Annotated in this window: 12 protein-coding genes; 4 read left to right on the top strand and 8 right to left on the bottom strand. The window is 49.4% G+C overall.

Annotated features, from left to right (window positions below; genetic code table 11):
- Positions 1-328 precede the first annotated feature (328 nt).
- Together METBU_RS0101065 and METBU_RS0101060 are read right to left on the bottom strand one after the other, a co-directional pair.
- Positions 329-547, bottom strand: a complete 219-nt coding sequence (locus METBU_RS0101065) for a PA3496 family putative envelope integrity protein (protein WP_017838859.1) — start codon at positions 545-547, stop codon at positions 329-331.
- Between the two features lie 379 nt (positions 548-926).
- Positions 927-2,486, bottom strand: a complete 1,560-nt coding sequence (locus tag METBU_RS0101060) for a porin (RefSeq protein WP_017838858.1) — start codon at positions 2,484-2,486, stop codon at positions 927-929.
- Positions 2,487-2,818: 332 nt separating this feature from the next.
- On the opposite strand from METBU_RS0101060, the gene mgtE reads away from it, so the two are divergent.
- On the top strand, positions 2,819-4,168 hold the full coding sequence (gene mgtE / locus METBU_RS0101055; protein WP_017838857.1) for a magnesium transporter: 1,350 nt from the start codon (positions 2,819-2,821) through the stop codon (positions 4,166-4,168).
- Between the two features lie 211 nt (positions 4,169-4,379).
- Here mgtE and METBU_RS0101045 read toward each other — a convergent pair whose 3' ends face one another.
- From METBU_RS0101045 to METBU_RS0101015, 6 genes are all read right to left on the bottom strand, one after another.
- Positions 4,380-5,621 carry a TIGR03862 family flavoprotein gene (locus METBU_RS0101045; RefSeq protein WP_026129958.1) on the bottom strand — a complete coding sequence of 414 codons (1,242 nt, stop codon included), beginning with the start codon at positions 5,619-5,621 and terminating at the stop codon, positions 4,380-4,382.
- A gap of 328 nt (positions 5,622-5,949) precedes the next feature.
- Positions 5,950-6,273, bottom strand: coding sequence for a HesB/IscA family protein (locus METBU_RS0101035; RefSeq protein WP_014149206.1), 324 nt, complete (start codon positions 6,271-6,273; stop codon positions 5,950-5,952).
- A 253-nt stretch (positions 6,274-6,526) separates the two neighbouring features.
- A complete protein-coding gene (locus METBU_RS0101030; protein WP_017838854.1) occupies positions 6,527-7,633 on the bottom strand; it encodes a cysteine desulfurase family protein in 1,107 nt (368 codons plus the stop codon).
- Positions 7,634-7,645: 12 nt separating this feature from the next.
- Positions 7,646-8,125: an Rrf2 family transcriptional regulator gene (locus METBU_RS0101025; RefSeq protein ID WP_026129957.1), complete on the bottom strand. Its 480-nt coding sequence runs from the start codon at positions 8,123-8,125 to the stop codon at positions 7,646-7,648.
- A gap of 296 nt (positions 8,126-8,421) precedes the next feature.
- Positions 8,422-9,177 (bottom strand): serine O-acetyltransferase, encoded by a 756-nt coding sequence (gene cysE / locus METBU_RS0101020; RefSeq protein ID WP_017838852.1) that lies wholly within the window; start codon positions 9,175-9,177, stop codon positions 8,422-8,424.
- Between the two features lie 2 nt (positions 9,178-9,179).
- On the bottom strand, positions 9,180-9,908 hold the full coding sequence (locus METBU_RS0101015; RefSeq protein ID WP_017838851.1) for an RNA methyltransferase: 729 nt from the start codon (positions 9,906-9,908) through the stop codon (positions 9,180-9,182).
- Positions 9,909-10,000: 92 nt separating this feature from the next.
- Here METBU_RS0101015 and suhB point away from each other — a divergent pair, with 92 nt between their 5' ends.
- The 3 genes from suhB (at position 10,001) to METBU_RS0100990 (ending at position 14,070) form a co-directional block, all read left to right on the top strand.
- A complete protein-coding gene (gene suhB, locus METBU_RS0101010) occupies positions 10,001-10,810 on the top strand; it encodes an inositol-1-monophosphatase (RefSeq protein ID WP_017838850.1) in 810 nt (269 codons plus the stop codon).
- 1,102 nt (positions 10,811-11,912) lie between these two features.
- A complete protein-coding gene (locus tag METBU_RS0100995; RefSeq protein ID WP_017838847.1) occupies positions 11,913-13,313 on the top strand; it encodes an NfeD family protein in 1,401 nt (466 codons plus the stop codon).
- Complete coding sequence (locus METBU_RS0100990) at positions 13,306-14,070, top strand: slipin family protein (RefSeq protein ID WP_017838846.1); 765 nt, start codon at positions 13,306-13,308, stop codon at positions 14,068-14,070. The genes METBU_RS0100995 and METBU_RS0100990 overlap by 8 nt, the downstream gene beginning before the upstream one ends.
- Positions 14,071-14,634: the final 564 nt, after the last annotated feature.

The raw sequence follows: 14,634 nt of genomic DNA, 5'->3' as shown, positions 1-14,634 counted from the left end.
TGCGAAAGGTATAAAGATCGTGCCGTCCTTGGCATGGGAGAGGTTGAACCGGCATTCACGTCACGCCGACCCAAAAACAAGAGATTTACCGGTAAACAGGCTTTCATTACTAAGGTCGAATTAACTACCTTGCCATGAAGGCCATAAGGTAAGTATTCAATCTCCCTCTTTAGAAAAAGAGGGGCTAGGTGAGATTTTTTAAATACACCCCTTTTTTAAAGGGGATGCCAGTATTACGTTAATTTGTCAGCGGGGTCGATACTTACACCATGAGCCTATTAGGTCTCCCTTTGACAAGCCTTATAAGCCTACTTTGATTGACTTACGGTTAAAAATCCAAGTCGAAATCATCGATATCGCCGAATTCCTCTTTCAATTTACGTTTTTCCCAATAAAGCTCAATTTTTCTGCGCGCATCTACTTTGTCATAAGCCGACTTTGCTTTTTTATCCGCTAACAGCTCATCGGAATCATCGATGCTGCCAACTTCATCCTCATCCTCAAAATCCATATCATCCGACAAAACGTCCGACGTAGATCCTGCCATAAATAATACCCTCAAGAAAAAATTGCTTTTTATCGCGATAATTTTCAAATGTAAAGTACTTTTTAACCACCGAATGGCGGGTATTTTTCAGTGAACACTAACTGTACCGTAACCATTCGGATTTTAATGACTTTCTTAAGTTAACGCTCGCAGCAAGAAAAACGAGACGCATACCCTGCTAACTGCTATACCCGTCGTAGATCAAAATTCGGCGCCTGGGTGTCCGCCAAAGGACGCCGTGAATACATCCATGTAGGCTCTGTGACAGCATCCCTGCTGTCAAAGCCTTTACCGAACACCCCGGTGCCTCCATACGTCAATGCCGAAATTTGAAGTGCGATGGGTATAACTGCTAACTGCTAACTAAGATCAGTCTTGATCAGTAGTAGTTCCATTGCAACTGAGCACGAAACACGTCGCCTTCCGCTTGACCGAACGCGCTGTTGTTCATATTGGTTCTATTCATATGCGAATAATTGACGACTAATTCCAGCGCCTTCATGATCTGCCATTCGACACCGATCTCGAGTTCGTCGACTTCCATTTTCGGCATGTTCGCATTGGCCTTCCAAACGCCTCGATAGGTTTGCCATTTGACATAAGGAATCCAGTTACCGTAAAAGTCATCAATTTGGTACATCGCCTGCACATAACCGCCGCTAAGAGACGTTTGTTCGATCCTTGCATTGTCGACGTTCAAGGCACCCGCATTACCCCAGTTCCATTCGGCCTGGAAGCCGAAAGGTTGCGGGAAAAGAATTGCATGGACGGCTACACGCTGCTCCGTGAAGTCTCTGTTTTTTCCGCTATTTGCTTCGATTGTGCTTCCTGATATGTTGATCGAGTCATCGAATGTTTTGAAGTTTCCGAAAGTCGGCTTGAATTTACCCGAAAACGCATCGGCACCGACTTCAAGAACCTGCCCACTTAGACTATCGCTCATGAATCCCAGGTCGAAAGGATAAGTCGAGTGCGCCACGAAATACATGCCATCATTGGCTTCTTCTTTATTCAGACTCTGGCCGTTATAAATACCGACACCGAGAACGCCGTAGTCGCCTGAAGTTTTCTGACCTTTCTTACTCAAGTCTTTCCAAAGCTCCTGGACATGCGTTGGCGTATAGTAAGCAAACAAACCGAGATCGCGCTCGCTCGGTACCGCACTGTTGATTGCATCGTTTCGATCTAATGCGATACGATTTTGAGACGATTGAAGATTTTCCCAACCGAACGGCACTTTCGATTGACCGGCACGGATCCGATATTCGTGATCCTTCGTCAAATAGATATCGGCATAGGCGTCGCGTAATTGCGCGAAATGCAAACTGCTTTCTCCTCCGCTCTGATTTCGCACCGTCGTCGCGAAATCGGGCTGTATGTAGAGATACAAAAAGTTGCTGATGTCTCCGTAAATGACCAAACGCACCCTACGGAACGTAAAGTTTTGATTGTCTTTGACTCCACTGTCCATTACCGAACGTAATTCCGGGTTGTCTCTACTGCCGACACGATCGCCCGAAAATAGATGGTTATAGCGCATCTGCGTATAGCCCCTCAGGTTAATCCGGTCATACCAATGGTCTTCGGGCGTTTCCTTGAGTTTCCGCGGCGTATGTACGCCGGCACGCGTATCGACGTGAGGGTCGACATCGACTGCACGGGCACGCGCCATCTTGACGTCCATATCCTCGGGAAGCGCTTGCTCGTCTTGCATCGTTTCTTTGCCTGAAACCGCTCGATTTGCGATAGCGTTATCGGCTTTTGCCGACGCCTTGTCGTCAACTCTTTCGAAATCGCCTAATTTCGTCCGATTAGGCCCCGGCTCTGCATACAATTGTTTGGTTTCGATATCGACATAGAGCTCGAGCGACGCAGCATCCGGCGAAATAGCCGCCCCCAGTACCGACATGATCGCAATGGAAAGTTTTTTAAATTTCATATAAATGGAGATGTCATCCGGTGATGTTGTTTAACCGGCCGCCATAATATGACTGAAATGTTACAGTTTAATGACAAACGAATACTCGTGGATTACTCGCAGCCGACAAATCAATGCATAATCCGCGGAGAACCTGTACTGCCCGGCCGATTGACAAGCGCGCCAAGCGTTAAGTAAACTGCCCTCGCATGTAACAGCATTTATGACGCCAAACCGGTCTTACTTTAAGGACCGGCCCGATATGTTTTCCCAACCACGCACCCGGCAGCAAACCAATCATGCTCGCAGGTTTTCGCATACGCCAATAAACCATTCAAAAGGAACTGTCGATCATGACTCATCCGATCATCGAATCATTTCTGCGTCACTCGATCGAACGTAAGGATTATCAGGTTGTCAGGCAATTTTTAGAGGAGTTTCAACCGGCCGATTTGTGCGATCTAATCCAGCAAGAACCCTTACCGACCGCACTGGATATTCTAAAATTTTTGTCTTACGAACGACGCGCCAGTGTGTTCGGTTATTTACCCAATACGTTGCAGGAGCAACTGGCTGCGGAAATGAGCGACGACGACGTATCGTTGTTGCTAAAACACATGGACGCCGACGAAGGTGCGGACTTATTGAATCTGTTGCCTGAAGAACGTCATGACGGCGTGTTACGTTCTATCGCCAAAAAAGAACGCGAAGACTTGCGTCGCTTGGCCAGCCATTCCGAAGGCACCGCCGGCGCGATCATGACCAGCGACTATGCGGCGATCCCTGCCCATGTCAAAGTTAGCGAAGCATTAAATATCGTCCGCACGACCGCTCCGGGCGCTGAAACGATTTATCAAATTTTCGTTACCGACGGCCAGCACCAGCTGTTAGGCACGGTATCGCTAAGAGAACTAATTTTGGCACCGCAAACGGTCAAAATCCAAGACATCATGACGACCGATATCGTCACGGTTTCAGTCGATGCCGCGCAAGAAGACGCGGCAAAAACCATCAGCCGCTATGATTTACTGGCCTTGCCGGTTATCGATAGCGAAAGCCGTTTGGTCGGCATCATTACTTATGACGATGCGATGGATGTCGCCGAAGCCGAAGCCACCGAAGACATGCATAAAAGCGCGACAATCGGTAATTTGGAAGGAAATTTTCGAGACGCTCGGCTACTCACGCTATATCGCAAACGCATCGTTTGGCTCATTTTACTGGTATTCGGCAATCTATTTTCCGGAGCGGGAATTGCTTTTTTCGAAGACACGATCGCAGCGTACGTCGTTCTGGTGTTTTTCTTGCCGGTTCTGGTAGGCAGCGGCGGTAATGCAGGATCCCAAGCGGCGACCTTAGTTATTCGCGGCTTGGCGACCGGTGACGTCGACCTTAAAGATTGGGGTCGCTTACTGGGAAGGGAGTTGGTTATCGCTTCCGGCTTGGGCTTAACCATGGCAATAGCTATTTCTATGGTCGGTCATTTCCGCGGAGGCGATGAAATTGCGCTGGTCGTCGGATTAAGCATGGTGTCAATTGTAATCGTAGGCAGTCTAGTCGGCATGTGTTTACCGTTTATACTGAATCGCTTAGGTTGGGACCCTGCCACAGCCAGCGCACCTCTCGTCACGACGATCGCCGATTCGGCCGGGGTATTAATTTATTTCTCGATCGCAACAGCGATACTGGGCTTGCCGGTTTAGGGTGAGCGGTGAGCGGTGAATAGTGAATAGTGAATAGTGAATAGTGAATAGTGAATAGTGAATAGTGAATAGTGAATAGTGAAATGATGCGGCATTTTAACCACTTGTCAAGCCCTAATTTCCCCTTTCCCCTTTCCCCTTTCCCCTTTCCCCTTTCCCCTTTCCCCTTTCCTCTTTCCTCTTTCCTCTTTCCTCTTTCCCTGCTTACCGCTCACAGCTCACAGCTATCTAAATCACCCAACCATTCCAAAACACCGTGTCCAGCCGCAAAACCGCTCGCAAAACAAGCCGTCAATAAATAACCGCCGGTCGGCGCTTCCCAATCGAGCATTTCGCCGGCGCAAAATACGCCTGGCAGGTCTTTCAGCATCAAACAGTCGTCGAGCGCTTCGAACATCACGCCGCCTGCGCTGCTGATCGCTTCGTCCAGCGGCCGGGTTGCCGTTAATCGAATCGGTAAAGCTTTGATTTTCGCAGCCAATCGATGCATATCGCGATAATCGTCCGCATCGGCTAATTCGCGCAGCAATGCGGCTTTAACGCCTTTTATGCCGGCGGATTTTCTTAAGAAATTGGCCAGAGAATTTTTGCCTCGCGGCCGGGATAATTTCTTAATCAAGGCCTGTAATTCGGTTTCGGGTAGTAAGTCCAATAGCATCAGCCCCTGACCGGTTACATCGATTTGCTCGCGCAATTGCGCCGAAAAAGCATATATCAAGCTGCCTTCGACACCGTATTGCGTAATAGTAAACTCTCCATTCAAAGGATGCGAGATACCCCCTGCAGAGACGCTTACCGCCACAGATTTGACCGCTTGTCCGGCAAAAGCCTCGCGAAATCGATCGCTCCAGGCCGTTTCAAAGCCGCAATTCGACGGTCTAAGAGGCGCTACGGGAATATTACGATTAACCAGACAATCAACCCAAACACCATCCGTACCCAGTTTCGACCAACTACCACCGCCCAATGCCAAAACCGTGGCATCGGCGCGAATCGATTTTTCGCCTTGAGGCGTTAAAAATATCAACTCGCCGGTTTCGGACCAACCTTGCCAACGGTGGCGCATGTGAAAATTAACGCCCGTTTCGCGCAAACGATGCAACCAGGCGCGCAGCAAGGGCGCTGCTTTCATGTCGGTTGGAAATACGCGCCCGGAGCTGCCGATAAAAGTTTCGACACCGAGGTCGCGCAACCATTTTATAAGCTGATCGGAACCGAACGCATCGAGTATCGGCTTGATGACGCCGCTTCGCTTACCGTATCGCGATAAAAAAATATCGTAGGCTTCGGAATGCGTAATATTCATGCCGCCCTTGCCGGCCATCAGGAATTTACGGCCCACCGACGGCATCGCATCGTAAACATCGACCCGAACGCCGCTTTGACTTAACGCCTCAGCAGCCATAAGCCCGGCTGGACCGCCGCCTATGATTGCAACGAATGGCTGAATCAATCGACGGGAATCATGTCGAGTATACAGATGAGAATGATTGAGCACGAAAGGTTCCGAATGAAGACTTTTGCTGCAAAAGAGTTGAAGCAAAATGAGGAGATTAACCAAGGCGGCCGAAAAAAAAGCGATTTTAGCTAAATTTCTATGTCCCCGCTTTTTAATCTCTAAATATTTTGGAAATTATTGGTGATCACGGATTATAAAGCGTTAGGTGGAGGGCGCACATCGCGCACCCGGGTCGGGAGCTATGCCGGGTTCTGTACCGTGGAAAGGTGCGCGATGCGCACCCTACGGTACTCGCTTTGAATTTTCTATTTCTGGACAGGAATCACACCGAAAAACTCTCGCCGCAACCGCACATGCCGGTGACATTCGGATTATTGAATTTGAATGCTTCGTTGATGCCCTCGCGGCGATAATCCAACTCGATTCCATCAATCACAGCGAGATCGTCTTGCGTCGTAATGACCTTAACCCCGTATTGTTCGAACACCCGATCGCCTTCATGCACTTCATCGGCATAATCGATCGTATAAGCGAAACCGGAACAACCGGATTTTTTAACGCCTAATTTCAAACCCACGCCGCTGCCGCGTTTGTCCAATTGTTTTTTAATTTGTTTTGCCGCGCTCTCGGTTAAAGAAATCGCCATTCAACACCTCTTAACGTTACTGTGAAAGTTCGTAGATTTAGACCCATTATCTAATTTTTCAATATACAAAACTCAGTTCTGGTAATGCCGGTTCCAGAGAGGGTGCGGTTGCTCGATCGACAGGCGTCGGCGGCAGGGAGCCGCCGTCGAGCCTACATGGACGTATTCACGGCGTCCTGTCGGGCGAGTGACCGCGCCCTCCGCCACCAGAGATCTTTCATTTGCCGGGGCGATGACCGGGCCTTCATGAATATTAGGTTCGATTCAAAATAGTTTTTAAACATTTCACAAAATCGGTAATATCCGCTTCGGTATTGGCTTTACCCAAACTGACGCGCAAAGCGCTTTTAGCTAAATCCCGGGCAACACCCATCGCCGTCAATACCGGACTCGGCATGCCGCCGCCACTGGCGCAAGCCGAACCGCTCGATACCGCAAAGCCTTTTTTATCGAGTTGCATCAACAACATCTCGCCATCGACGCCGTCAATCCCGAATTGCACGGTATTGGGCAATCGTTCTACCGCTTGGCTGAAAATGGTTGCGTTCAACTCCGCCAGTCCCGGCTCCAACAATTGCCTTAAATCGAGCATTTGGTTTCGCCATTGCGACATTTCAGCAAGTGCTAATTCTGCCGCTTTACCGAAGCCGACGATTGCCGCGACATTTTCGGTACCTGCTCGAAAACCTTGCTCTTGACCGCCACCGAGCTGCAAAGGTTCCGGTTCTGTGCCTTTTTCGACGATCAACGCACCACTACCTTTGGGACCGTAAATTTTATGCCCGGATATAGACATTAACTGAACATTGAGCGCATTGAAGGCCAACGGAATTTTTCCGGCCGCCTGCACCGCATCGGCATGCACTATTGTTCCCTGTTCGCGTAACATGCCGGCCCACTCGGCGATAGACTGTATCACGCCGGTTTCATTATTGGCCAATATCAAAGAGGCGAAATTAGGCCGGTTCGCACAGCATCGCTCGAAAGATTCGCGATCGAATATACCGTTTTCATTCACGGCCAGAATATCGACTGAGCAACTACGATTTCGCAAGCGTTCGACGGGCTCGGTAACCGATGGATGTTCAATGCTGGAAATCAATAGCCGCGTATGACTCTTGATCGAGTTCAATGCCAAATTATTCGACTCGGTACCCCCGCTGGTAAAGACTACCTGACCGGGAGAGACGCCGACGAGCGCAGCAACTTGCTCCCTAGCCGCTTCAATCGCGCTACGCGATAACCGGCCGATCCGATACAGGGCCGACGGATTACCGTAAAAGGATTTCAAAAACGGCAGCATCGCCTCTAAAACGCGATCATCGAGCGGCGTCGTAGCATTGTGATCGAGATAGACCATGCGTTCGAAGACTTAAGCGCTGACTCTTTCTTGCCGATGAATTTCAACCACTTTAGCATCTTGTTCCTGCCGCTTAGCAACTTCCTGAACATGATGCCTCGTCAACAAATCGCCGAGGCTGATGCCTTTTAAATATCCCCGAATCTGATCGCTAAGCCCCATCCATAAGTCATGAGTCAAACACGCTTTGTTGTTTTGGCAATTGCCTTCGCCGGCACATTTGGTAGTATCTAGGGGTTCATCGACGGCCTCGATGATTTCGGCGATATTAATCTCGCTCGCCGCACGACTCAGACGATACCCCCCGCCGGGCCCACGCACACCGGTAACCATGCCGGCTCTACGCAAACGAGCAAACAGCTGTTCCAAATAAGATAACGAAATGGTCTGACGAGTCGCGATATCGGTTAAAGTGACCGGATCTTGCTGACTGTGATAAGCCAGATCAAGCATGGCTGTAACTGCATAGCGGCCTTTTGTGGTTAATCGCACAACCTAATCCTCAAATAGCAAATCAATGCGCATTACTATACTTAACCAAGCAAATTAGTCAACTTTGAAAAAAACTCATTTGAATTATACCGATCGTAGACCAAAATTCGGCACCGGGGCACCCGTCATATGGCGGATACTAGCAAAGCATTTGTCGGACACTCGCCCCTACGCCTCCTTGGACACTACCGAAATTTGAAGCGCCAAAGGTATAACGTCCCCCAAGAGCAAGAAAAACAGCAGATGTTCATCTTTCATCTTTCATCTTTCACCTTGCCCCTTGCCCCTTAAACTTTTCAAATCTCATCCAACTTATCGCTCTTATAATCCTCTTCCGGAATCGACTGATCCGGACATGCGATACCGGCGTCTTTTAGCGCTTTTTTCATGACTTCAAGCTGCCCGTCGACTGCTTGCATATGATCCAACATATGATTGATCGCCTTAGCGACAGGATCCGTCATGTCGTCACTCGTGCCGTAAGCATCGAAGCCCATTTTCGCGACTATTTTTTTTCGATGAGAATCAGGCTTTTTAGCCTTAGGGTCGATCACATGCCCCGGTATCCCAACCACGGTCGCACCGGCCGGAACCGATTTCAGGACAACCGAATTCGAACCGATACGCGCGCCCTCGCCTATTTCTATCGGCCCCAATACTTTCGCGCCGGCGCCTACTACAACGCCGTCATGTAAGGTCGGATGACGCTTACCTTTGTTCCATGAGGTTCCGCCTAGCGTAACACCATGGTAAAGCGTACAGTCGTCGCCGATCACTGCAGTTTCGCCGATTACGACCCCCATGCCGTGATCGATAAAAAACCGTCTGCCGATCGTCGCGCCCGGATGAATTTCAATCCCGGTCAACCAACGACCGACATGCGAGACAAAGCGCCCAAGCCATCGAAAACCGGCTTGCCAACAAAAATGCGCGACTCGATGAATCAACAACGCATGAAAACCGGGATAAGCGGTAATCACTTCAAACACCGTTTGTGCGGCAGGATCCCGTTCAAACACACAATCGATATTCTCTTTGATTTCTCGCCACATAATTAGCCCTTCTTTTTATTGCCTTGCGACATTCGTAAAATTCCGCGTAATAGGTCCACCTCTTTACTCTCTAGACGAGCCCGGTTATAGATTCTACGCAAACGGCGCATCACCGACTTCGATTTATCGGGATGCATGAAGCCGATATCGGATAGCGCTTCGATCATGTGTTCATAAAACGCTTCCATCTGAGCGGCTGTCGCCAACAAGCCTTTGCCTTTATCACCGACAGTGACTTCATAGTCCTGGCCTGAAGCCACGAAGAGCTCATAGCTGACGACTTGCACGGCGGCGGCAAGATTTAATGAACTGAAATCTTTGTTGCACGGGATTCGCAATAAATAACGACACAGGTCCAATTCATGATTTTTCAACCCGGAGTGTTCTCTACCGAATACGATTGCCGCCTTATGATCGATCGCTTCCGTTTTCAAGAGATTCGCACACTCCCTAGGTGTTAACTCCGGCCAACTAATCGTTCGGCAACGAGCACTGGTTCCTACCACAATGGAACAATCGGCGACAGCCTCTTGCAAGCTGTCGCAAACCAAAGCGGAACTCAAAATATCATCCGCCCCGGAAGCTCTGGCAGTGGCATCCGCGCAGGGAAATTGCTTCGGAGCAACCAAAACCAAATCTTTAAGGTTCATATTCTTCATGGCTCGAGCAACCGCTCCAATATTACCGGGATGAGAGGTTTCGACCAATACGATTTTAATATTCGACAACAATGCGTAGCCCCGCCATTTGAAAAAACAGAAAATTTTAACAAAAGATTTGATATGCTATTGATATTTTCTAATTCAGCTTCGTATCAAATATCATGCATCCCATGCTCAATATTGCCGTGCGCGCCGCCAGAAACGCCGGTGAGATAATTTCCCGCTCGGCCGACAATGTCGGAAAACTTCAAATCAACCGGAAAGGCATCAACGATTTCGCGACCGAAGTCGACCGCATGGCCGAACAGGAAATCATAAAAATTATTAAAACCGCCTTTCCCGATCATGCTATTTTGGCTGAAGAAAGCGGCGAACACAAAGGCAACGATTTCGTTTGGATTATCGACCCGCTGGACGGTACAACCAATTTCCTACACGGTTTTCCTGTCTATGCCGTATCAATAGCACTGCAAGTCAAAGGCAAACTGGAGCTCGGCGTCGTTTACGATCCGTTACGCGATGAATTGTTTACCGCCGAACGCGGCGGCGGCGCGATGATGAATAACCGCCGCATTCGCGTGACCAATCAAACCGGACTCAAAGGCGCACTGATCGGAACCGGTTTTCCGTTTAAAAGTCAGCAACATCTCGATGCCTATCTTGGCATGTTCCGGACCATACATGCCGATTCCGCGGGCATACGCCGTGCCGGAGCGGCCGCACTCGATTTAGCCTATGTCGCAATCGGCAGACTCGACGGTTTTTGGGAAATCGGATTACATCCTTGGGATATGGCGGCCGGTATTTTGCTGATCAAGGAAGCCGGCGGCGTCGCCACCGATTTTGCCTTCCAAGATAATTACATGGAAACCGGCAACGTCATTGCCGGCAACCCGAAAATGCACCAGGTTCTGTATCAAGCCATCGAACCGCATGTCACCGAAGCATTGACCCGGTTAAAAGCGAAATAAAATCCGCCTTCGGTGGTGCGAGTATTTACTTCTCCTAATTTAAAAATTAAAGAGAGGAGTTAGCTGAAAACCAACTTGGCTTTCTTAATGGAACCTGATTAGCAAGATGCTTCAGCTTGCCGAAGCCAAGTGTCCGAACAGGGGCAGCAATTCCCAGTTTGAGCAGTTTCGCCGATTTTAGGGTGTGGGGTATGCCTGTCGAGGAACGCCGTAAACCCATCCATGGGGGCTTGGCGGCAGCTCGAACGCCAAGGATGGCGTGAATGCAGATTTTGCATGGAGCAAAAATCTGCCCTGCTGCCGACATCCTCGCCAAGCATATCCCACACCCTTTTTGATCTCCAAATTGGGAATTGCTGGAGCAGGGGCCAGTCGTAGTCGTAAAAACTAAAATATGCTGTTACCCAAGCTCTAGCTTGGGTAACCTATTCAGGAAGCTCTAGCTTCCCGACAATCAAGAAAAATTGAACGAGCGAGTCGGGGTTGATTGAGAGTGAGCGGAGGTTGTGTCGGTCTCAGGAAACTGGAGCTTCCGAGGTGTTTCTCCCAAGCTAGAGCTCTCGTCGTTATACATAAGTCGTAAATACCCCATCTTAGCTAATGCGACTTCGATACCATTTATTGCTACCTAACGTACCCGACTTCGAAATCGCGATCAGGGGATCGCCCCCACAGAGCATCCGGCCTCCTGTGGGAGCGACGCCTTCGTCGCGACTATCGAAGCCACTGACGTTTAATATCCGCAATTTTATCAAACAACACAGCCGCGTAGGGTACGCTGTGCGTACCATGGTAACCCCGCGATAGTCATGTGCCAACCGAACCGCCAGGGCACGGCTTTGGTACGCGTAGCGTACCCTACAATTTATGTATAACGATGAGCGGAGGACCGTGGGAACCAGAAAAATTCGGAGCGGGAATCACCGTCAAGGGACGCCCCTGCTCCTATAACCTCATCCTAACATCCGACACCTGTTAGAGCGACAAACTCGACACCTTTCCTGGCAAACGCCAGCCGAACAAATAACAACTATTGCCGATAAGCCATTCATGGCGTAGACTCGAGATAGCCGCTTCTGCTTGGATAATCAGGTAGCCATTCATGAAAAGACACATCGACCGCCGCACAGTTCTGCCGCTACTTTTTGTCATGGCTATGTTTATCAATTCCGTCTCGGCTGAAAATAATCAAGCTGCCATTCCCGCAACACCGATTGTTCAATTAACCATTCAAGATGCTATTGGTCCTGCGACTTCGGACTATATCGAGCGCAGCATGGACAAGGCTTCCGAATCCGGAGCTAAAGCGATCTTGATCACACTCGACACGCCGGGCGGCCTTGACACATCCATGCGGCAAATCATTAAAAAAATCATCGCCTCGCCGATTCCGGTGATCACTTATGTCACACCGGGCGGGGCACGAGCCGCCAGCGCCGGAACTTATATTCTTTACGCAAGCCATATCGCCGCAATGACGCCGGGAACCAATCTTGGCGCCGCAACACCGGTACAATTGATCGGTCCAACCGAAACGCCCGGTGAACAACCCGACAAAGATCAATCCGTCGACCAGACCTCTTCTAGCAAATCGCCTAAAAACGCGATGGCGCAAAAAGCCATTAACGACGCAGTCGCCTATATCAGAAGCCTGGCCGAAATGCGCGGCAGAAACGCCAATTGGGGAGAACAAGCCGTTCGAGAAGCGGCAAGCCTTTCTGCCGAAAAAGCCCTAGAACTCAATGTGATCGATATTCTAGCAACCGATCGATACGATTTGCTAAAACAACTCGATCAACGAAAAATCAACGTACTCGGGCGCGATATTTCCCTATCAACAGACAATGCGGCGATTCAAGCCTTAGAACCAGACTGGCGCAGCGAATTACTGGCAGTAATTACTAATCCGAATATCGCCTATATCTTACTGATTGCCGGAATTTACGGCCTGATATTCGAATTTTCCAATCCCGGAGCCATCGTCCCGGGCACCATCGGCGGTATTAGCTTGTTACTGGCCCTTTTCGCGTTCCAAGTATTACCGATTAACTATGCCGGTTTCGCACTGATTTTATTAGGCATTTCATTAATGATTGCCGAAGCTTTCGTACCCAGTATCGGTATACTCGGTTTCGGCGGTTTGACCGCGTTCGTGATCGGCTCTGTCATTCTAATGGATACCGATGCCACCGGATTCGGCATCGACATTGCCTTAGTCGGCGCTTTCGCGCTTACCAGCGCAGCATTTTTAATTTTCGCCTTGGGCATGTTGTTAAAATCCAGGCAAAAGCCCATCGTATCCGGCCGGGAAGAATTGCTTGGCGAAACCGGCATCGTGCTTGCCGACTTTACCGATACGGGGCCTGTGCGGGTCCACAGTGAAATATGGCAAGCCCGCAGCCGCGAATCACTCAAAAAAAACCAGCGGATTCGCGTAATCGGCCGGGACGGCCTTATACTCGAGGTTAATTCCACGCCCAACCAGGAGCACAAAGATGTTTGAATATTTCGGTTTAATTTTCGGCAGCTTCGTATTATTGTTGTTGATCAGCGCATTTAGAATTTTACGTGAATACGAACGCGGCGTTATTTTCACGCTTGGCCGTTTTTACAAAGTCAAAGGCCCCGGCTTTATTATCGTGATTCCGCTCATTCAACAAATGGTCAGGGTCGACCTGCGTACCATCGTCATGGACGTGCCGTCGCAAGATGTCATTTCGCGCGACAATGTCTCGGTCAAGGTCAATGCCGTGGTCTATTTCCGAGTTATCGATCCCGACAAGGCGATCATTCAGGTCGAAAATTTTTACGAAGCTACCAGCCAATTGGCGCAAACGACGCTTCGCTCGGTATTGGGCCAACATGAACTGGACGAAATGCTGGCCGAGCGCGACAAATTGAATATCGATATCCAAACCATTCTCGACCAGCAAACCGACGCCTGGGGCATCAAGGTCGCGAATGTCGAAATCAAGCATGTCGATCTCGACGAAAGCATGGTAAGAGCTATCGCCAAACAAGCAGAAGCGGAACGCACCCGCCGCGCGAAAATCATTCATGCGGAAGGCGAAATGCAAGCCTCGGAAAAATTATTGCAGGCCGCTACGATACTCGCGCAACAGCCACAAGCCATACAACTTCGCTATCTGCAGACGTTGACCGAAATCGCCGGAGAAAAATCGTCGACGATCGTATTTCCGCTGCCGATCGACATCGTCAGTAATATCATTAAAGGCCAAGCCACCGATGCAAGTTCGTAATCCGATGCGAAGGATGCTGAACCAAATCAATCGACGACAGCGAGCACTTCCACTCATCCTAAAATATGTTGAGCATTTTAAATCCCGCCCACCCTTCGACAAGGCTCAGGGCAAACGGGATTTAGAATGCTCAGCCAAAGGGTGGCGCTTGGAATCCGCTCATACTTCGACTTCGCTCATCACGAACGGCCTACAACACATGCCAACTGCTCTTTTTAGGTTTATAGTTTATAAAGTAACATTTTGCTATGTTACGTAAGCGGTTTACTCTTTGATCCTGTCTTTTCCGTGTTAAGCATTTTCAATCTTTGTCCGAAATCCAATTATCAAAACGAACTCTGTGCTATTTTTACAGGTATCGAATGTCCGACATTCAGAATCGCATTATTTCCTCGAAACGTTCAAAACCATGAATACCATCCTGCATGTATACCTATCGCACTTCAAATTTCGGCATTAGCGTATGGAGGCGTCGGGGTGTTCGGCAAAGGCTTTGGCAGCATGGATGCTGTCATAGAGCCTACATGGACGTATTCACGGCGTCCTTTGACGGGCACCCCCGAC

Source organism: Methylotuvimicrobium buryatense 5G (assembly GCF_000341735.1).
Taxonomy (GTDB): Bacteria; Pseudomonadota; Gammaproteobacteria; order Methylococcales; family Methylomonadaceae; genus Methylotuvimicrobium; species Methylotuvimicrobium buryatense.
Note: the sequence above shows the minus strand (reverse complement) of the source record. Positions and strands in the feature narration are given on the sequence as shown.